At 52.5% G+C, this 19,362-nt stretch carries 18 protein-coding genes; 8 read left to right on the forward strand and 10 right to left on the reverse strand.

The genetic code is table 11. The features are described from left to right. Positions 1 to 7 precede the first annotated feature (7 nt). Positions 8 to 1,120, reverse strand: coding sequence for an iron-sulfur cluster carrier protein ApbC (gene apbC, locus U868_RS0111190; RefSeq protein ID WP_025153375.1), 1,113 nt, complete (start codon positions 1,118 to 1,120; stop codon positions 8 to 10). A 256-nt stretch (positions 1,121 to 1,376) separates the two neighbouring features. On the opposite strand from apbC, the gene metG reads away from it, so the two are divergent. After that, positions 1,377 to 3,410: a methionine--tRNA ligase gene (metG, locus tag U868_RS0111200; protein WP_025153377.1), complete on the forward strand. Its 2,034-nt coding sequence runs from the start codon at positions 1,377 to 1,379 to the stop codon at positions 3,408 to 3,410. 59 nt (positions 3,411 to 3,469) lie between these two features. Here metG and U868_RS0111205 read toward each other — a convergent pair whose 3' ends face one another. Together U868_RS0111205 and U868_RS0111210 are read right to left on the reverse strand one after the other, a co-directional pair. Then, positions 3,470 to 4,765, reverse strand: coding sequence for a type II toxin-antitoxin system HipA family toxin (locus U868_RS0111205; RefSeq protein WP_025153378.1), 1,296 nt, complete (start codon positions 4,763 to 4,765; stop codon positions 3,470 to 3,472). Further along, entirely contained in the window at positions 4,755 to 5,051 is a 297-nt protein-coding gene (locus U868_RS0111210) for a hypothetical protein (RefSeq protein ID WP_025153379.1), read from the reverse strand. The genes U868_RS0111205 and U868_RS0111210 overlap by 11 nt, the downstream gene beginning before the upstream one ends. Before the next feature lie 231 nt (positions 5,052 to 5,282). Here U868_RS0111210 and U868_RS0111215 point away from each other — a divergent pair, with 231 nt between their 5' ends. From U868_RS0111215 to sanA, 5 genes are all read left to right on the forward strand, one after another. Next, positions 5,283 to 5,735 (forward strand): CidA/LrgA family protein, encoded by a 453-nt coding sequence (locus U868_RS0111215; RefSeq protein ID WP_025153380.1) that lies wholly within the window; start codon positions 5,283 to 5,285, stop codon positions 5,733 to 5,735. After that, positions 5,729 to 6,424, forward strand: a complete 696-nt coding sequence (locus U868_RS0111220) for a CidB/LrgB family autolysis modulator (RefSeq protein WP_025153381.1) — start codon at positions 5,729 to 5,731, stop codon at positions 6,422 to 6,424. Before U868_RS0111215 ends, U868_RS0111220 begins: the two co-directional genes overlap by 7 nt. A 131-nt stretch (positions 6,425 to 6,555) precedes the next feature. Continuing rightward, a complete protein-coding gene (gene cdd, locus U868_RS0111225) occupies positions 6,556 to 7,440 on the forward strand; it encodes a cytidine deaminase (protein WP_025153382.1) in 885 nt (294 codons plus the stop codon). A 196-nt stretch (positions 7,441 to 7,636) separates the two neighbouring features. Then, positions 7,637 to 9,334, forward strand: a complete 1,698-nt coding sequence (locus tag U868_RS0111230; protein ID WP_025153383.1) for an NAD-dependent malic enzyme — start codon at positions 7,637 to 7,639, stop codon at positions 9,332 to 9,334. 150 nt (positions 9,335 to 9,484) lie between these two features. Further along, the gene (gene sanA / locus U868_RS0111235) at positions 9,485 to 10,252 is read left to right on the forward strand and encodes an outer membrane permeability protein SanA (protein WP_025153384.1); all 768 of its coding nucleotides are present in this window, start codon (positions 9,485 to 9,487) and stop codon (positions 10,250 to 10,252) included. A 7-nt stretch (positions 10,253 to 10,259) separates the two neighbouring features. On the opposite strand, the gene yeiB is transcribed toward sanA, so the two are convergent. From yeiB to U868_RS26175, 5 genes are all read right to left on the reverse strand, one after another. Continuing rightward, complete coding sequence (gene yeiB, locus U868_RS0111240) at positions 10,260 to 11,405, reverse strand: DUF418 domain-containing protein YeiB (protein WP_240182714.1); 1,146 nt, start codon at positions 11,403 to 11,405, stop codon at positions 10,260 to 10,262. An 8-nt stretch (positions 11,406 to 11,413) separates the two neighbouring features. Next, on the reverse strand, positions 11,414 to 12,073 hold the full coding sequence (gene folE / locus U868_RS0111245; RefSeq protein ID WP_004235735.1) for a GTP cyclohydrolase I FolE: 660 nt from the start codon (positions 12,071 to 12,073) through the stop codon (positions 11,414 to 11,416). A gap of 225 nt (positions 12,074 to 12,298) precedes the next feature. Beyond that, positions 12,299 to 12,487 (reverse strand): hypothetical protein, encoded by a 189-nt coding sequence (locus U868_RS25480; RefSeq protein ID WP_152689634.1) that lies wholly within the window; start codon positions 12,485 to 12,487, stop codon positions 12,299 to 12,301. A 408-nt stretch (positions 12,488 to 12,895) separates the two neighbouring features. Next, entirely contained in the window at positions 12,896 to 14,065 is a 1,170-nt protein-coding gene (locus U868_RS0111260; RefSeq protein ID WP_025153387.1) for a YbfB/YjiJ family MFS transporter, read from the reverse strand. Between the two features lie 78 nt (positions 14,066 to 14,143). After that, entirely contained in the window at positions 14,144 to 14,269 is a 126-nt protein-coding gene (locus U868_RS26175; protein ID WP_004241683.1) for a hypothetical protein, read from the reverse strand. Between U868_RS26175 and moeA the strand changes: the two genes are divergently transcribed. Further along, positions 14,268 to 15,518 carry a molybdopterin molybdotransferase MoeA gene (gene moeA, locus U868_RS0111270; protein WP_025153388.1) on the forward strand — a complete coding sequence of 417 codons (1,251 nt, stop codon included), beginning with the start codon at positions 14,268 to 14,270 and terminating at the stop codon, positions 15,516 to 15,518. The two genes, U868_RS26175 and moeA, sit on opposite strands and share 2 nt — an antisense overlap. Beyond that, positions 15,518 to 16,291 (forward strand): molybdopterin-synthase adenylyltransferase MoeB, encoded by a 774-nt coding sequence (gene moeB, locus U868_RS0111275; RefSeq protein ID WP_029991055.1) that lies wholly within the window; start codon positions 15,518 to 15,520, stop codon positions 16,289 to 16,291. The genes moeA and moeB overlap by 1 nt, the downstream gene beginning before the upstream one ends. Here moeB and U868_RS0111280 read toward each other — a convergent pair. Both U868_RS0111280 and codB read right to left on the reverse strand, forming a co-directional pair. Next, entirely contained in the window at positions 16,248 to 17,552 is a 1,305-nt protein-coding gene (locus tag U868_RS0111280) for a cytosine deaminase (RefSeq protein WP_025153390.1), read from the reverse strand. The two genes, moeB and U868_RS0111280, sit on opposite strands and share 44 nt — an antisense overlap. Beyond that, positions 17,545 to 18,792: a cytosine permease gene (gene codB, locus U868_RS0111285; RefSeq protein WP_025153391.1), complete on the reverse strand. Its 1,248-nt coding sequence runs from the start codon at positions 18,790 to 18,792 to the stop codon at positions 17,545 to 17,547. The genes U868_RS0111280 and codB overlap by 8 nt, the downstream gene beginning before the upstream one ends. Positions 18,793 to 19,362 lie beyond the last annotated feature (570 nt).

Below are 19,362 nucleotides of genomic sequence, written 5' to 3' on the forward strand. Positions count from 1 at the left end.
ATTCCGCTTATACGGCGCGGAAAGCGATCTCTGTCGGGATCTTATCCCCTTCCCAGAACATTTCGGCTGTCACATTCACCGCGATCTCACGGTAGATATCCGCAAATTCGCCATCCGGGTCACGCATTACGGTCGGCTGACCGCGATCGAGGTCTTCACGCAGCGAAATATGCAGCGGCACCTGTCCCAGCAATTTGGTGTGATAGCGCTCCGCCAGTTTTTCCGCCCCGCCGGTGCCGAAAATCGGCTCGACATGGCCGCAGTTACTGCAGATGTGAGCACTCATGTTTTCCACAATTCCCAGAACCGGCACATTCACTTTCTTGAACATGACGATACCTTTCATGGCATCCACCAGCGCGATATCCTGCGGTGTGGTTACCACCACCGCACCGGTGACGGGGATGTTCTGTGAGAGTGTCAGCTGGATATCACCGGTGCCCGGCGGCATATCGATGACCAGATAATCCAGATCCGGCCACAGGGTATCCTGTAACATCTGCATCAGGGCTTTACTGGCCATCGGGCCGCGCCAGACCATGGCGTTATCATCGGTAACCAGATAGCCGATAGAGTTGGAGGCCAGACCGTAAGCCATAATCGGGGCCATATGCCGGCCGTCCGGTGAAGTCGGACGCTCTTTGGTGGTGCCCAGCATGTTCGGGATGGACGGGCCGTAAATATCCGCATCGAGGATACCGACTTTCGCCCCTTCCGCCGCCAGTGCCAGCGCGAGGTTAACCGCCGTGCTGGATTTACCCACACCGCCTTTGCCGGAGCTGACCGCCAGAATATTGCGGACACCGTTAATACCCGGCAGATCATTGGCCCGGCACAGTGTGGCGATATCATGGCGCAGTTTCCAGTCCACCGCCGCCGCACCGGTTACTTTGCGTAATTCTTTGGTTTTTGCTTCAATCAGTGCTTCAAACGGGCGCTTCCAGACAAACGGCATCACCAGCTCAACATGCAGCACATCATCCAGCATTGCGCAGTGATTCAGCGCTTTGATGGCAATCAGGTTGCGTTTGAGTGTCGGATGCTCAAATGTCGCCAGTACCTGCGCGACCTGGTCGTTCAGCAATTCAGGGTTCATCTCCCCGGGGGATTTCACATTCATCCCGGCTCCTTAGATTTATCGTTTTTATTGCCTGTAACTATCGGCTTCAATGATAGCAGAAGCCAACTGATTAATTTAGTCATTCCGCGCAAACCCGCACAAAACAAATCCCCTGCAATCAGCAGGGTTATCGCCGGATATTCACGGCAGAAAAAAGTCCGGAAAACCACACACAAAGCCGGATTACTGCTGGCAGGGGGGGACGGGATCGGTTAACATCAAAGACCCTTTATTATTTGAGGAAGTGAAATACTCTATGTCTCAGATCGCTAATAAAATTTTGGTAACCTGTGCGTTACCATATGCAAACGGTTCAATCCATCTCGGTCATATGCTGGAACATATCCAGGCTGATATTTGGGTCCGTTTTCAGCGAATGCGCGGCAAAGAGGTTCACTTCATCTGCGCCGACGATGCTCACGGCACCCCGATTATGCTCAAGGCACAGCAGCAGGGGATCTCCCCTGAAGAGATGATCGCCAACATGAGCGTTGAGCATCAGAAAGATTTTGCCGATTTCGCCATCAGCTTTGATAACTACCACTCCACGCACAGCGAGGAGAACCGGGTGTTATCCGAGAACATCTATCTGGCGCTGAAAAAGAACGGCTATATTGAAACCCGGACCATTTCCCAGCTGTACGATCCGGAAAAAGGCATGTTCCTGCCGGATCGCTTTGTGAAAGGCACCTGCCCGAAATGTAAAGCAGAAGACCAGTACGGCGACAACTGCGAAGTGTGCAGCGCAACTTACAGCCCGACCGAGCTGATTAACCCGCGCTCCGTGGTCTCCGGTGCCACACCGGTGCTGCGCGAAAGTGAGCACTACTTCTTTGATCTGCCGGCTTTCGCTGACATGTTACAGGCATGGACCCGCAGCGGTGCGCTCCAGGAGCAGGTTGCCAACAAAATGCAGGAGTGGTTTGATTCCGGCCTGCAGCAGTGGGATATCAGCCGTGATGCGCCTTATTTCGGGTTTGAAATTCCGGGCGCACCGGGTAAATACTTCTATGTCTGGCTGGATGCGCCAATCGGCTACATGGGATCATTCAAAAACCTGTGTGACAAACGCGGTAATCTCGATTTTAACGAGTTCTGGAAAAAAGATTCTGACACGGATCTGTACCACTTTATCGGTAAAGATATTGTGTACTTCCACAGCCTGTTCTGGCCTGCCATGCTGGAAGGCAGCGGTTACCGCAAACCGACCAATCTGTTTGTCCACGGCTATGTGACAGTGAACGGCGCCAAGATGTCCAAATCACGCGGCACCTTTATCCAGGCCCGCACCTATCTGAATCACCTGAATGCGGACAGTCTGCGTTATTACTACGCGGCGAAACTCTCTTCACGTATTGATGATATTGACCTCAACCTGGAAGATTTCGTTCAGCGTGTTAACAGTGACATCGTTAACAAAGTGGTCAACCTGGCCTCCCGTACCGCCGGGTTTATCAAAAAACGCTTTAACGGCCGCCTGAGTGCCACCCTGGCTGAACCTGAGTTATATCAGCAGTTTATTGATGCTGAAAAAACCATCAGCGAAGAGTATACCGGCCGTGAGTTCGGCAAAGCTATCCGCGAAATCATGGCGCTGGCTGATGTGGCCAACCGTTATATTGATGAGAAAGCACCGTGGGTGGTGGCGAAACAGGAAGGTAAAGATGATGAGCTGCACGCCATCTGCACCATGGGTATCAACCTGTTCCGCGCGCTGATGACCTACCTGAAACCGGTGATGCCGGAACTGGCGGCCCGCAGTGAAGCGTTCCTGAATCAGGAACTGACACTGGACGGTATTGCCAAACCACTGCTCGATCATCAGATTGCGGATTTCAAAGCCCTGTTCAGCCGTATTGAAATGGCGAAAGTGGAAGAGATGATTGAAGCCTCCAAAGAGGATATCAAAGCCATGTCCGCCAAACCGGTCAGCGGCCCGCTGGCAGATGACCCGATTGCGGACACCATCAGTTTTGATGATTTTGCCAAAGTCGATATGCGTATCGCACAGATTATGTCTGCCGATTTCGTGGACGGCTCGGACAAACTGCTGAAACTGGTACTGGATCTCGGCGGCGAAACCCGTCAGGTCTTCTCCGGCATCCGCCAGGCGTATCCGGATCCGAAAGCGCTGGAAGGCCGCCTGACGATGATGGTCACCAACCTCGCACCACGCAAAATGCGTTTCGGGATTTCTGAAGGCATGGTGATGGCCGCAGGCCCGGGCGGAAAAGAGATTTTCCTGCTCAGCCCGGATTCCGGTGCACAGCCGGGCCAGCAGGTGCAGTAAATCCTGTCGTTCACCAGTCAAAATAACGGCAGCGCATCATTCAGATCCGCTGCCGTTTTTTATACCGACAATAAATGCTGATTGCTTTGCCGCCGCTGTGTCAGCGTGCCTTCTATTTCCCGCCGGATATCCGGTGAAACACCGGCTGTTTTTGCCAGCTCAGGAAAACCGGCCACAACATCCGCGATCTCCGCAATTGCCTGACGCGCGGTTTCCCAGTTATCAAAACCAGCCAGTTCAGCCAGATGCTTCATTGTTCCTGCCGGTGGTGTTCTTCCGTATCCGCCGAAAGCCATTGTATGCTCATTCATACCATTCGGATTATAAGTCACATCATAAAAAGGAGCCGGCTGCCACTGACCATCGTCTGATTGCAGAAAAGACCAGTTTTTAGTGTGATCATCCTGATTTGCAGCCAGCAGGTTAAATACAGCTCTCCGGAATTGCAGTTGTCCGGCGGGAACTGAGCGGCACAGCATCCTGCTCAGACGAATCAGATCCTCGTAATCTAAAGACGGTATCCGGAAATCTGCATCCAATAACCCGCATATACTGTGCATCAGCAAGCGACCGGGACGTTCATCTGTACCATTATCTGTCCGGTCAAAACGTTTTACGGCCAGCCAGGCTTTTGCTGCTCCCCGGCTTCCGGTATCGATCAATCGCCACTGTGGCGGATTAAGTCCGGCCCGTCCGGCAAGATCCAGATAAACAGCTTCACATAATCCCTCATCATGCCCCAGCGGCAGTGATGCTGACGTAAATTTTACCAGCCAGGCTTCACTGCCCGGCATTTCACCGGTTGAACAGACAGAAAAATCCCCGGGTCTGAAATAAAGCTGTGCTTTGGGTCTGGCTCCGCCGGAACTTCCCGCTGCCACCAGAGCAGACAGAACAACATCCGTCTCACCTTCAAATACCGCCTGAGCATCTCTTCCCAGCGTAATAAGGTCTGCATATCCCTCTTCTTCAGGCTGATAGTCTGATTCCGGATAATAGGAAAATGCCCCCATACCACGATGTCCGACAAATGCCAGTCTGTCCATCGCCGTAATATTATGCAGTGCAATGCCCTGCTGCCGGAATACTCTGTCCTGCAGCAAACGCCCCCAGCCATCCGGCAAGCTGTCTGCAAAAAGTCCGTGCAGACCATTGTGCGGGCTGATTGGTGCACGCTGAAGTTCAGTGCTGTTTTTCAGAGTTACCGGTGAACTGTTGCCGAAACGCCGGAGATAATCACTGTGATACTGAAAAAAAACACCTGTCCGGTTCTGTACCAGCGTTCCGGCTTCTGTTGTCTCTCCCGTTGACAATGTCCGTATTATTGTCAGTTTCTGAACAGGCTTAAAATTCATCTTTCAATACCTCTTCTATTGTCTGTGGTATCTTCACCTCAGTGCGTTTTTTCGGATCGACAACATCATAAAGTACACCGATATCATCCAGACACTGCCATAATGTCAGGAGCTGACGGAATGATATGCGCCCGGTCAGCTCAAATTTTTTTATCGTGGATGCGGGAACGAGACTGCGGGCAGCCAGAATGTCACGTGACCATTTCCGGCTTTCGCGTTTTTTACGCAGCCAGACGGCAAATGCTTTGCTGACATCAGCATCGGTTAATAACAGCCGTGATAGCATCAGACCTCCTGTAGACATTATGGTATCCAAAAATAACAAATAACCCTGATAACAGACACTATTGTATCTGATATCTTATTCCACGTCCGTTACAATCTGTCTTTTACGATTATAAAATGCATAAAAAACGAGCGGGCTGTTCGCGCCTGTGCACTATTTTTTTCGTGACATGTAGCACAAATAAAAAGTTAATTGTATGATGAATAGGTTCATCCAAGAAGGAACATTATCATGAAACCAAAACAGATAGCGGAAACCGGCTGGCGCTATCTACGGGCATTTCTGATCCTGTATCTGTGCCTGTTTGCCGGCAATATTATCGCGGTGTTACTGCCGTTTTCCGTCCCGGGCAGCATTGTTGGCATGCTGCTGCTTTTTGTGCTGCTCGCACTGCAGATTATTCCGGCGCACTGGGTCCAGCCCGGCTGCACCTTATTAATGAAAAACATGACAATGTTATTTCTGCCGATCGGTATCGGTGTGATGAACTATTACGATACCCTCAGCGCCCAGCTGCTGCCAATCCTGGTCGCCTGTGTCGTCAGTACCTTTATCGCCATGTGTACCGTGGCCCTGAGTTCTGAATTTATTCACCGCCGCCATGTTCCGGTTCCTGAACAACAGGAAGCCGATGCCGTTGCCGCCGCAGAACACACTGAACAACAAGAGAAACGCAAATGTTAACGCATATCTGGTGGTCGCTCCCGCTAACCATCGGCGTCTATTTTCTCGCCAGAGCTATCTATATCAAATTTAAGCTGCCGGTATTAAACCCGCTGCTGATATCCATCGTGATTATCATTCCGTTGCTGGTATTCACCGGAACCTCATACAACCACTACTTTGAGGGCAGCCGCATCCTCAACGATCTGCTGCAACCTGCTGTGGTGGCACTGGCATTCCCGCTGTATGAACAGCTGCATCAGATCCGCGCACAGTGGAAATCCATTATCACCATCTGCTTTGCCGGGAGTGTGATTGCCATGGTTACCGGCACTGCTGTTGCCTTTATGATGGGTGCAACGCCTGAAATAGCGGCCTCTATCCTGCCTAAATCGGTGACCACCCCGATTGCTATCGCGGTATCCAACTCCATCGGCGGTGTCGCCGCAATCAGCGCTGTGTGTGTGATTTTTGTCGGGATCCTCGGCGCGATTTTCGGCCATACCCTGTTCAGACGTCTGCGGGTCACCACCAAAGCCTCACGCGGTCTGGCAATGGGTACAGCCTCTCACGCCCTCGGCACCGCCCGCTGCGCGGAAGAAGATTATGTGGAAGGGGCTTACAGCTCACTGGCATTAATGACCTGCGGGATTATTACTTCTCTGATGGCGCCGTTTATCTTCCCGGTTCTGCTGACGCTATTCGGTTGACTTAAAAATTTGAGTCTCGTCTCGCAAATCCAACATTTGTTTCATTCGTTTCATAATGAACGTGATAAAAATCACGTTCATTATCTCTGACTACCCGCTAGAATGATCTCATTGATAATGGAGGTCATTTTATGCAAAACCGCTTTCATACAGCCCTGAACACACTCCCTTCCCCGTTACAGACTCTGCTGACGGACATCGTTTGTGCTGATACTTTCCCCGGATACTTATCCGCCAAACAGGTCAGCGCACTCTGCAACGCCGCAGGTACTGATGAGGATGCACTCGCGCTGGCCATGCTGCCGCTGGCCGCAGCCTGTGCCGTGACGCCGGTGTCCCGGTTTAATGTCGGCGCGATTGCACACGGACTGAGTGGTAACCTCTATTTCGGCGCCAATATGGAATTCTGCCATGTGCCGTTACAACAGACAGTGCATGCGGAGCAAAGCGCAATTACTCATGCCTGGCTGCGCGGCGAGAACGGTTTGCGTAAAGTCACCGTCAATTACACACCGTGCGGCCACTGCCGTCAGTTTATGAATGAACTGAACAGCGGCACAGACCTGCTGATTCAGTTACCGGAACTGGCTGCCATGCCGCTGAAAACGCTGCTGCCGCATGCTTTCGGGCCGGTGGATCTGGGGATTAAAACCCGGTTATTTGACCGAGTGCATCACGGTTATCATTTCCCCGCCACCAATGCGGTGGTCGGAAAAGCACTGGAAGCTGCCAACCGCAGCCATGCGCCGTATTCCCGTTCCCACAGCGGCGTCGCTCTTCAGGACAGCCGCGGACGCATCTACAGCGGTGCTTATATTGAAAATGCCGCCTTTAACCCGGGACTGCCGCCGTTACAGGCCGCACTGATCTTTATGAATATGGCGGGTGGTGACCTGCACGATATCCACCGCGCCGTGCTGGTGGAAGGCAGTAACGCCATGCTGTCACAGTGGGAAAGTACCTCTGCCACACTGAGCGCCCTGGGGTGTCAGGATATCTCTCTGTTCAGCTATTGATTCTGCTTTGCTGAGGCTGATACCTATTGGTTACGGGTATCAGCCTTTACGTGATTACTCAATATAAATCTATCCCGCCTCTCACTTTCACACATCGGTATCACTAATTTCGTAACAATTACTGTACATATTTTTCAGATAACTTAGGATCAGTGCGTCCTGTCTTAAAATGTCAATTGGCAAAGAGTAGTCATACATGGAACTGGAATACGAAAGCAAACGTGCATTATATATCCCGTATGCGGGCCCTATCCTGTTAGAGTTCCCGCTGCTGAACAAGGGAAGCGCCTTCTCTGAAGAAGAGCGCAGTAATTTCAACCTCCACGGCCTGCTGCCTGAAGCAGTGGAGACTATCGAAGAGCAGACTGAACGCGCCTATCGTCAGTATTCTGATTTTAAAAACGATACGGATAAACATATCTACCTGCGTAACATTCAGGATACGAATGAAACGCTGTTCTACCGCCTGCTCAATGCTCACCTCAAAGAAATGATGCCTATCATTTACACCCCGACTGTCGGGGCGGCCTGTGAGCATTTCTCGGACAGCTACCGCCGTGCGCGCGGGCTGTTTATCTCTTATCCGAACCGCGCTTACATTGATGACATGCTGCAGAATGCCACCAAGCAGAATGTAAAAGTCATCGTGGTAACCGACGGTGAACGCATCCTCGGTCTGGGTGACCAGGGGATCGGCGGGATGGGGATCCCGATTGGTAAACTCTCTCTGTATACCGCCTGCGGCGGCATCAGCCCGGCATATACCCTGCCTATCGTGCTGGATGTCGGCACCAATAACCAGCAGCGTCTGAATGACCCGCTCTATATGGGCTGGCGTCACCCGCGCATTACCGGCGAAGAGTATGATCAATTTGTTGATGAATTTATCAATGCCGTTAAGCGCCGCTGGCCGGATGTGCTGTTACAGTTTGAAGATTTCGCCCAGAAAAATGCCATGCCGCTGCTGGAACGCTACCGTGATCAGCTCTGCTGCTTTAATGACGATATCCAGGGTACCGCATCAGTCACCCTCGGCAGTCTGATTGCCGCCAGCCGGGCTGCAGGCGGACAGCTGAAAGATCAGACTGTTACCTTCCTGGGGGCCGGTTCAGCCGGATGCGGTATTGCCGAGCAGATTATCGCGCAGATGAAATCCGAAGGTCTGAGTGAAGAGCAGGCGCGTGCCCGTATCTTTATGGTGGACAGATTCGGTCTGCTGACCGATAAACTGCCGAACCTGCTGAATTTCCAGAGCAAACTGATCACCAAAAGTGACATCATTGCAGACTGGGATGTACAGAATGATGCCATTTCGCTGGAAGATGTGGTCCGCAACGCCAAACCGACCGTGCTTATCGGTGTTTCCGGTCAGCCGGGGCTGTTTACGGAAGAGATTATCCGTGAAATGCACAAAAACTGTGCGCGTCCGGTGGTCATGCCGCTGTCCAACCCGACCTCCCGTGTGGAAGCCCGTCCGGAAGATATTATCGCCTGGACAGACGGCCATGCACTGGTGGCGACCGGTAGCCCGTTTAATCCGGTGATTTATAAGGATAAAACCTATCCTATCTCCCAGTGCAACAACTCCTTTATTTTCCCGGGAATTGGTCTGGGTGTGCTGGCCGCCGGTGCCAGACGTGTGACTGACGGCATGATGATGACAGCAAGCCGCGCGCTGGCGGAATGTTCACCGATGGTGATCAACGGCGAAGGTTCTCTGCTGCCGGACATTGAGGACATCAAGAAAGTCTCGCGTATCATCGCCAAACAGGTTGCCAAAGAAGCCCAGATCCAGGGAGTCGCTACCGTGACCTCTGACAGTGCACTCGATGAAGCCATCGAACGCAACTTCTGGCATCCGGAATATCGTGTTTACCGCCGGACATCTTTCTGACGAATAACCGTTGTTCTGCCGCTGAAAACCCGCCACCGTGCGGGTTTTATTCTTTTTTTCACCCTTGCCAGCCTTTCCGCGCTCAAGTAATCTTAGCCTTATGGTAATGATATAGTGATAAAGGCCTCAGTAATAATGGGAAAAGCGCGGATATGGAAACGGATCATTCTGTGGATGCTGGCAGGTATTATTCTGGCAGCCGCAGCGGCTATTGCGGCAGATCGCTGGATTAGCTGGAAAACCGCGCCTTATATCTATGAAAATATCAATGACCTGCCACCGAGTGAAGTCGGTATGGTACTCGGTACCGCTAAGTACTATAAAAACGGGACAATTAACCAATATTACCGGTATCGTATTCAGGGTGCCGTGAATGCGTATAACAGCGGCAAGGTGAAATATCTGCTGCTGAGCGGCGACAACGCGCAGCACAGCTACAATGAACCGAGCACGATGCGTAAGGATCTGGTGAATGCGGGGATCCCGGCCAGTAAAATTGTGCTCGATTTTGCCGGGTTCCGCACGCTGGATTCGGTGGTACGTACCCGCAAAGTCTTTGATACCAATGGCTTTACGATTATTACCCAGCGCTTCCATTGTGAACGGGCACTGTATATCGCAATGGAAAAAGGCATTGAGGCGCGCTGTTACGCCGTTTCCTCCCCGAAGAATATGTTCACTGTCCGGGCCCGGGAAGTGATTGCCCGGCTGGGTGCACTGGCGGATTTATATATTCTCAACCGCGAACCGCGTTTCCTCGGCCCGCAGGAGTCTATTCCTGCACCACAGACCTTACCGGAGAATGTGCCGTCATATCCGGCAGTGACACCGGAAGAACTGAATGCGCTTTATCCGGAGCCGCCTGAGACACCGGAAAAACCGGCGGACACCACACAACCGGTACCCGCCGCGCAATAATCCGGCTTCAGCGGGCCGCCAGCTTATTGGCGGCCTGCCGCCATAACCATTCCACCGGCCCCTGAGAAAAATAACGCAGCCACAGGGTTGAGAACAGGATGTTGATCAGCCACATCAGCGGCACAAACGCCAGCAGTGTCAGACGATCAAACCGGTTAAAATACCCCAGGTACTCAAACAGTATCACCCCGCACACCGATTGCAGCAGATAACTGCTCAGCGCTGTGCGTCCGACCCGCTGCAGACAGGCGGCAACCGGTTTTAACTGTGGTTGCAGCCCATAAAACAGCGCGATAAGCCCGGTGGTCTGCACCGGCTGCAAAATATCCGCCAGCGGATAACCGACAGTGCCCATCCAGAAGACACTCCAGCCGTTCAGGTATTCAAGCCACATGACAACCGCCTGCAACAACAGTGACGGGATCAGCAGCCACGCCGCCAGCCGCCGGTAATGAGACAGCGGAAATGCCCCTTTCAGCCAGCCGTTTTTCATCAGTGTTGCACCCAGAAGCATCATTGCCAGTAACTGCCAGCCATACTGAACCACCATCATCATCAGCATGCCGCTGATGGTGCTGATTCTGTCCTGCATACCGGCAATACCACCGGTGTTGGCGATCAGCACTTCATAATCCAGCATTTCCTGCGACGGCTGCCAGTACAGCAGTTTCAGCTCGCCGTCTTCCGATAACAGGAAAAACAATAAAAACAATCCGGTCAGGATCAGCACCGGTACCAGCTTCAGCCACCAGCGGGAGGAAACATTATGGATGATCCAGCAGGCGGCCACGCCGGTCAGGCTGTACATCAGCAGAATATCCCCGCTCCAGAGCAGTGCCGTATGCAGTACACCGATTATGCCCAGTACCAGCAACCGTGCCATATTCCAGGGCTGGCTGTAACGGCTGAGTATCATCAGGGTGGCACCGAACAGCAGTGCAAACATGCCGAGAAATTTCCCCTGAACCAGCACACTCAGTGCCGCCCAGGTGGCGATATCTGTTGCGGATGCCGCCGGGGTATACAGCGGGTTCAGGTATGCTGCCGACGGCAGCGCGAATCCGCTGATATTCAGGATAAAAATACCGAGAACAGCCAGCCCCCGCACCATATCGAGGACATCAATACGGGCAGAGGCGGATGTGACAGACATATTCATCTTTAAATATGACGGGCCGCGCGCAGGAATTCCTGGCGGGTATTCTGGCTGGATTTAAATAACCCGCCCAGAGAGGTGGTGGTAGTGGTACTGGTCGCATCACGGATACCACGCGCTTTAACACAGTAATGCACCGCATCAATGGATACCGCCACATTGGTGGTGCCGAGCAATGTTTGCAATGCCAGCAGAATTTGTTGTGTCAGTCGCTCCTGCACCTGCGGGCGCTGAGCAAAGAACTGCACAATCCGGTTAATCTTCGATAACCCGATAACCGTGTCTTTCGGGATATAGGCCACGGTGGCTTTACCGTCGATAGTGACAAAGTGATGTTCACAGGTGCTGGTCAGCGTGATATCACGGACCGTCACCATCTCATCCACTTTCATTTTATTTTCAATCAGGGTGATTTTCGGGAAATTGTGATAATCCAGTCCTGAAAAAATTTCATCCACATACATCTTCGCGATACGTTTCGGGGTATCTGCCAGACTGTCGTCGCTAAGGTCGAGATTGAGCAGCTTCATAATTTCTGTCATATGCGCTTCAATCTGAACCTTACGGGTTTCCGGCGGCAGTGTCTGCTCCCGCAATGGTGTCTCCAGCCCGCGAGCGATCAGCGCGGCGTGGACAAGTTCTGCTTCCCGGCTTAATGATGACATACCTTCTCCGACTATTTTTCAGGTGACTCCCGGTGCTGTGTTGCACCCGGCGGCGGGTCAATACCCGCCGCCCTGCTATTTTAGAGCAATACGCCGTTTTGTTAATCCATTTTGTGGTTTTGGTGATGAAAAGTTTGCACCGGAAACCCCTGTTAATACTACGGATATGAGCCGGAATGAACGCAACTGGCACCATTACCGGAAAAGAGCCGGATAACGGATGTGTTATATAACCTCATAACGGAGACGGGAAATATCCTTATGTTCAGCAAAAACAATTTCTTCGCTGTTCCGGGTGATATTTGAAATCATTGCAGCGCTGACATCAAATGCAATACCGGCGAAAATCATTCCTGCAGAAATAAACCCTGCACCTGAAACAGACATTAATTGTTCCTGATTTAATTCCTTCATGATTAACCTCTCAATTATTCAACTATAAAGTACAGTATCTTTTTTATCAGAATATAAAACCCCAGATAAATAACAGGGATAAGAAAGACATAGGTCATCACATTATCCGGCCTGACAATGCGCAGTGACGAGTGCGTTACGGCCAGAGATGTCAGTATCATGCTGATATTTATAGACCACAATCGTATATCTTTCAGATCATTGATTGCCTTCTGAATAATATTCTTCTTTCTCATCAGGAATGACTACCGGTTATTTTTCATCATAACGACTTTATGCTCTGAAAATTAAATAAAGCATAAATCGGTTAAGTGATAAAACCGTTTTTTTAGTTATCCGTTTTTTATTTTTAATGAATAATCAAGATAACAGGATTAATAAATAATAACCCTGTTATCACTGAGATAATTATTCTTTTATATCACTGCGGTCACGAAAAACCAGCAAACCAGCGATAATCAGTGCCGCACAGGCGACCCACAGCGCTGGTTCCAGCTTACCGGTAAAATACGCGGAGACAGAGGATACCAGCGGGCCGCCAAGCTGCCCGACGGCATACCAGGTGGTCAGCAATCCGGCCATATAACGACCGTGTTCCGGTGCCAGTTCGCGCCCGCACTGGAATGCCAGTTGCACCACCGCCATCAGCCCGCCGCCGACCAGAAAGGCACTGACTGCCAGGCCACTGATCCCGGGCATGACTTCCGCCGCCAGAATACCCGCTGCCTGTGCCCAGAGGGTGATTGCCAGCCGCCGCTGCGGTGTGAAAAAACGCCGCGCGGCAATGGCAGCCACGATACCGGCCACGGCCGCTATCCCGAATACCGGCCAGACAAACTGAGCAAACAGGCTGCCGGGAAAACGTGCCGCCGCCATCTGTGATAAAAACGTGGCAGGCAGAATATAACCGAATCCGGCCAGCGCATAACTCCACAATAAACGGCGGATTTTTGGTGTCATCAGCGGTTTACTGTGCGGGGAATTGCTGCTGCTCAGCTCCCCCGGACGCGGCAGATAGCGGCTGACATACAGACTGAATACCAGTGCCGCAGCACCATAGATCCACCAGCCCTGTGAGGCGGTCAGTGATAACCCCTGAATACCGATGGCCGCCAGTCCGCACAGCAGAATGCCGGTGCCGGTACCGCCGTAAACAGCGACACTCAGTGCCGGACGGTTGAGTTTTGCCAGCGCGTCATTGGTCCAGGCAGCCGCTAACACCAGTGTCCAGCCACTCGCCCAGCCGATAAAAAACCGTGCGATACTGTGCAGTACCGCACCGGAAATCACCGCTGACAGCAATGTGATAATCACCGCCCCCCATAAACCGGTCCACAGCCGCAGTTCAATACCGCGCTTTGCCCGCATGGCATCAAAGGATCCGGCAAGATAGCCGAGGTAATTCCAGGCAGCCACAATACCGGCGGTTGTCAGGTCAAGCTGGTGCTCGTCAATCATCAGCGGCACCTGCGGGGTAAAGGCAAAGCGCCCTATTCCCATGGCTACCACCAGCGCAAGAAAACCACTGACTGCAATATGAAGCGCCGTTGTCTGACGGGCGGAGTGAGATGTCGTCATAGGAAATATGATATGTTAATAATTTGTAACTTCGTTATACCAAAAGAAGCCTTTAAAATACAATAATGACTTCCGGAATCAGATCTGTTGCTCACGCTTTTGTGCCACATCATTCAACTTGTGCTGTAAGTCTGCCATAATGCCCTTCTCTTTATTATCCGTTTTATCTGCGCCCAGCAGGCGCCGGGAGTGAAACAGCATCATGGCTAATCCGACAGAAAGTCACACCTCTTCGTTAATCTCTTTACAGGAAGCACTGGATAAGCTGCTCGCGACCCCGGCCGCGATCACCGGTACTGAAACTATCGCGCTGACGGATGCCGCCGGGCGGATCACTGCCTCCCCTGTTATTTCGCCTATCAATGTACCGCCATTTGATAATTCCGCAATGGATGGTTACGGGTTACGCCTGTCCGATTGGGACGGAAAAACCCCGCTGCCGGTTGCCGGTCGCGCCCTGGCCGGTGTGCCGTTTAACGGTGAATTACCGGCCGGACAATGTGTCCGTATTATGACCGGCGCACCGGTACCAGCTGGTGTGGATACTGTGGTGATGCAGGAAGAAGCGGAAGTATCCGATGCAGGGGTCACCTTTACCGCCCGGATTACCGCCGGACAGAATATCCGCCGTGTTGGTGAGGATATCGCACAACACAGCGAAGTCTTACCGGCAGGCACCAAACTGGCTGCCGCCCAGCTTCCGCTGATCGCCTCACTGGGTCTGGCGGAACTGTCCGTGGTACATAAACTGAAAGTGGCGGTATTCTCCACCGGTGATGAATTACAGGCTGTCGGCCAGCCGCTGGGGGACGGACAGATTTATGATACCAACCGCTTTGCGGTGCGTCTGATGCTGGAAAAGCTCGGCTGTGATGTGATTGATCTCGGCGTGATCCCGGATAATCCGGACATTCTGCGCGCCATCTTTGAGAAAGCAGATTCACAGGCTGATCTGGTGATCAGCAGCGGCGGCGTGTCTGTCGGCGAAGCGGATTACACCAAGCAGATTCTTGATGAGATCGGCAAAATTAATTTCTGGAAACTGGCGATCAAACCGGGCAAGCCGTTTGCTTTCGGTAAGTTGAATAACGCCTGGTTCTGCGGTCTGCCGGGTAACCCGGTCTCCACCACCGTCACCTTTTATGAGCTGGTGCAGCCGCTGATCGCCCGCCTGTCCGGTTTCAGTCAGTGGCAGCCGCCGATGCGGTTTAAAGCCGTCGCCACCACGCCGCTGAAAAAATCCGCCGGTCGTCTGGATTTCCAGCGCGGAATTGCCGGGGTGAATGAATCCGGTCAGATGGTGGTCAAAACCACCGGCGATCAGGGTTCGCATATTTTCAGTTCATTCAGCCTCGCCAACTGCTTTATTGTGCTGGAGCGTGAGCGCGGTGCGGTTGCTGCCGGTGAAACCGTTGAAATCGAATTTTTTAATCATTTACTGAAGAACGACTGATGGCGACTGAACCCGGACATATTGAGCTCAGTGATGAAGAAACGCTGCGTTATAACCGTCAGATCGTACTGCGCGGCTTTGATTTTGATGGTCAGGAAGCGCTGAAAGCCGGACGGGTGCTGATCACCGGCCTCGGCGGACTCGGGTGTGCAGCGGCACAGTATCTGGCAGCGGCGGGTATCGGGCATCTCACCCTGCTGGATTTTGATACCGTGTCGCTCTCCAATCTTCAGCGCCAGATCCTGCACACCGATGCCCGCATCGGGATGGCAAAAACAGAATCCGCCGCCATTGCGCTGAAAGCGGTCAATCCGCATTGTCATACCGAAATGGTCACCAAACAGCTGGATGATGATGAGCTGACCGCCCTGATTCAGTCTCACCATGTGGTACTGGACTGTACCGATAATGTCGCCGTCCGCGAACAGCTGAACCGCGCGTGTCATCAGCTGAAGATCCCGCTGGTGTCCGGTGCCGCTATCCGCATGGAAGGACAGATTTCCGTTTTTACCTGGCAGGAAGGGGAACCCTGTTACCGCTGCCTGAGCCGGTTATTCGGGGAGAACAGTCTGACCTGTGTGGAAGCGGGTGTGATGGCACCGCTGGTCGGCACCATCGGCACCCTGGAGGCGATGGAGTGCATTAAACTGCTCACCGGTTACGGGCAGGTGAGCAGCGGAAAAGTGGTGCTTTTTGATGCGATGCGCATGCAGTTCCGCACCATTAACCTTAAGCCTGATCCTCAGTGCGAGGTGTGCGGCTGTAACGGATAGTCTCCGGTTTATCCAGATGGATCTGTGTGACGGCAGGCTGTGTTTCTGCTATCACACGACCGTCACGGACAGAGTAGCGCACCGGCACCTGGCGGCGGACAGCATCAAACCCGTTTTCCGCCGGCAGGATCAGCAGACTGGCGCGTTTGCCTTCCGCCACGCCGTAATCCTGTAAATTCAGGGTGCGCGCACTGTATTCCGTGATCAGTTTCAGCCCGTCATTAATCTGACCGTACCCCATCAGCTGACAGACATGCAGCCCCATATGCAGCACCTGGAGCATATTAGCAGTGCCCAGCGGATACCACGGATCAAACACATCATCGTGACCAAAGCAGACATTAATATCCGCCGCCAGCATCTCTTTGACACGGGTGATCCCGCGGCGCTTCGGATACGTATCGAAACGCCCCTGTAAGTGAATGTTCACCAGCGGGTTCGCCACAAAGTTAATACCGGACATTTTCAGCAGACGGAACAGGCGGGAAGTATAAGCACCGTTATACGAGTGCATCGCCGTAGTGTGGCTGGCGGTAACACGCGCCCCCATTCCCCCGCGGTGTGCCAGCGCGGCAACCGTTTCCACGAAACGGGACTGTTCATCATCGATTTCATCACAATGCACGTCGATCAGGCGGTCATATTTCTGTGCCAGCGCAAAGGTTTTGTGCAGGGATTCCACCCCGTATTCACGGGTAAATTCAAAGTGCGGGATAGCCCCCGCCACATCCGCGCCCAGACGCAGCGCCTCTTCCAGCAGTGCCTCACCGTTCGGATAGGACATAATCCCTTCCTGCGGGAACGCAACAATCTGTAAATCCACCCACGGCGCAACTTCCTGCTTCACTTCCAGCATCGCTTTCAGCGCGGTCAGGGTGGCATCGGAGACATCAACGTGGGTGCGGACATGCTGGATGCCGTTGGCAATCTGCCATTTCAGGGTCTGCCAGGCGCGGGTTTTCACATCGTCGTGTGTCAGCAGCGCTTTGCGTTCCGCCCAGCGTTCAATGCCTTCAAATAAGGTACCGGACTGGTTCCACGCCGGTTCCCCGGCGGTCTGGGTGGTATCGAGGTGAATATGCGGCTCGACGAACGGCGCGGTGACCAGACCGCCTCCGGCGTCCAGGCTCTCCGGCAGTACTTCCCCCTCCGGCTGCGGCACAATCGCGGTAATACGCTGATTATCGATGTCGATACGCCACAGGCCATCGCGATCCGGCAGACGGGCATTAAAAATATGTTTTACGGTTTGATTAAGCACGGGTCATCTCCGGGTTGGTTGTACGACGACGGTTAAGTAACGGATTGAGGACAGCATAGCTTAATGCCCCGCCGAGAACTGCGTTCACCGGCACAATCCCCGGCAGCCAGTGTCCGGCAATCACACCTGCCGCCACCGCCAGCAGTGCGCTGACATTCACATCACGCATTTTGCTGCGGTCAAAGGTTTCATAACGGTGACGGTACATCAGGTAATCGGCAATAATAATGCCCCCGATTGGGGGGATAGCGGCGGATAAGAAGGTCAGCCAGCCGACAAAATTATTGTAGAGCCACAGGGCACACAGTGTGCCGATAAGCCCGTTGACGATAGATAAGGTTTTGCTGGAAAGCCCGGTAATATTGGCAAACCCCAGGCCGGAGGCATAAAGCGCGTTATCATTGGTGGTCCAGATATTCAGGCCGAGAACAATAATCGCCGGTAATAACAGACCCTGGGCAATCATCACATCTGAGATGTCCGCCATACCGAGAGACGCAGCTCCGGCGGCACCGAAGATAAACATCAGTGAGTTACCGAGGAAGAAGGCGATAATCGCCACCAGCACCGCAATTTTCGGTTTGCGGCCGAAACGGACAAAATCCGCTGTCAGCGTACCGGCACTGACAAACGAACCGACCACCATGGCGAGCGCCAGATTAAAATCAATCGGCTGTGCCGGGATCACATCACGCAATGCACTCATGCCGCCCATCCCGGTTACCGCGAGATAAACCGAGTAACTGCCGAGAATGGCAATCGCCGGGACCGCAATCACGGACAGTATGGTCAGCGCGGAGATGCCGAAGAAAACCGTCACCGTCATCAGCACCCCGGAGATGCCGATCAGCCAGTTGATATCCCAGCCCGTTGCTTTGCCGACCGGAATGGCAAACATGGCCACGCCGACACCGAACCAGCCGACCTGTGTGCCGCCGAGTAAGAATGAAGGGAGCCAGGAGCCTTTAATACCGAAGGAGTAACGCGCGAGAAGGTGGGTTGTTAAGCCGGTTTTGGAACCAATGAAACCAAGAAAAGCGGTGTAGACACCAAGAAGAAGATTACCGATAAGCACTGCGAGGAAGAAATCATTAAAACTGAGACCGGTACCGAGAGCACCTCCGGTCCACATACTGGCGGAAAAGAAGGTCAAACCCAGCATTACAAAGGTTAATGCCAGCCCGCCTTTCCGCGCGGATATGGGCACAGGCCCATGACTGTAATTTTTATCCCCGGACACAATTACCTCCTGTTGCTTTTCTCAGGCCAAAAAAATCTGACGAATTCTATAGCCGCAAAAAACAAAAGCAAACGATTTCGTTCATACTTTAAGAGAATTAACGCATCGTTAATATCCCGGTAAAAACGCATTTTGACCAAACGAACAGGACAAAAATGCGGGGAAATTGTTCCTGACTGCCGGATCCGTTATTGACAGACGGAGAGGCCACACCCGTTATCATGACAGGAACATGACGCGCGATTACTTTATCTTTATTTATCGGTTATCCGCCGTTTATTACGTTATGTCACGTAATGTATTGCCAATCACATTAATTTATTAAATGAAACAGGTATTGCATTGAATTTAATGGAATATATACCCGATAACGATGTTTTCGGTACAGCTGATAACAGGCCGGAAAAGCACGACCGGTAAGGAGGGTTTATCCTTGTCATTATCCTGTTCAACTTTTATTGCCAAATACAGATAACTCATATATTGTACGCCGCCTGCATTTACCCCAGCGTGTGGTGATGGCCCGTTTATCACTGACGTTTCAGTAAAGTGCGCACGATGCAGACGCAA

Origin of the sequence: Morganella morganii H1r (assembly GCF_000633515.1) — a bacterium.
In the GTDB taxonomy this organism is placed as follows: domain Bacteria; phylum Pseudomonadota; class Gammaproteobacteria; order Enterobacterales; family Enterobacteriaceae; genus Morganella; species Morganella morganii_B.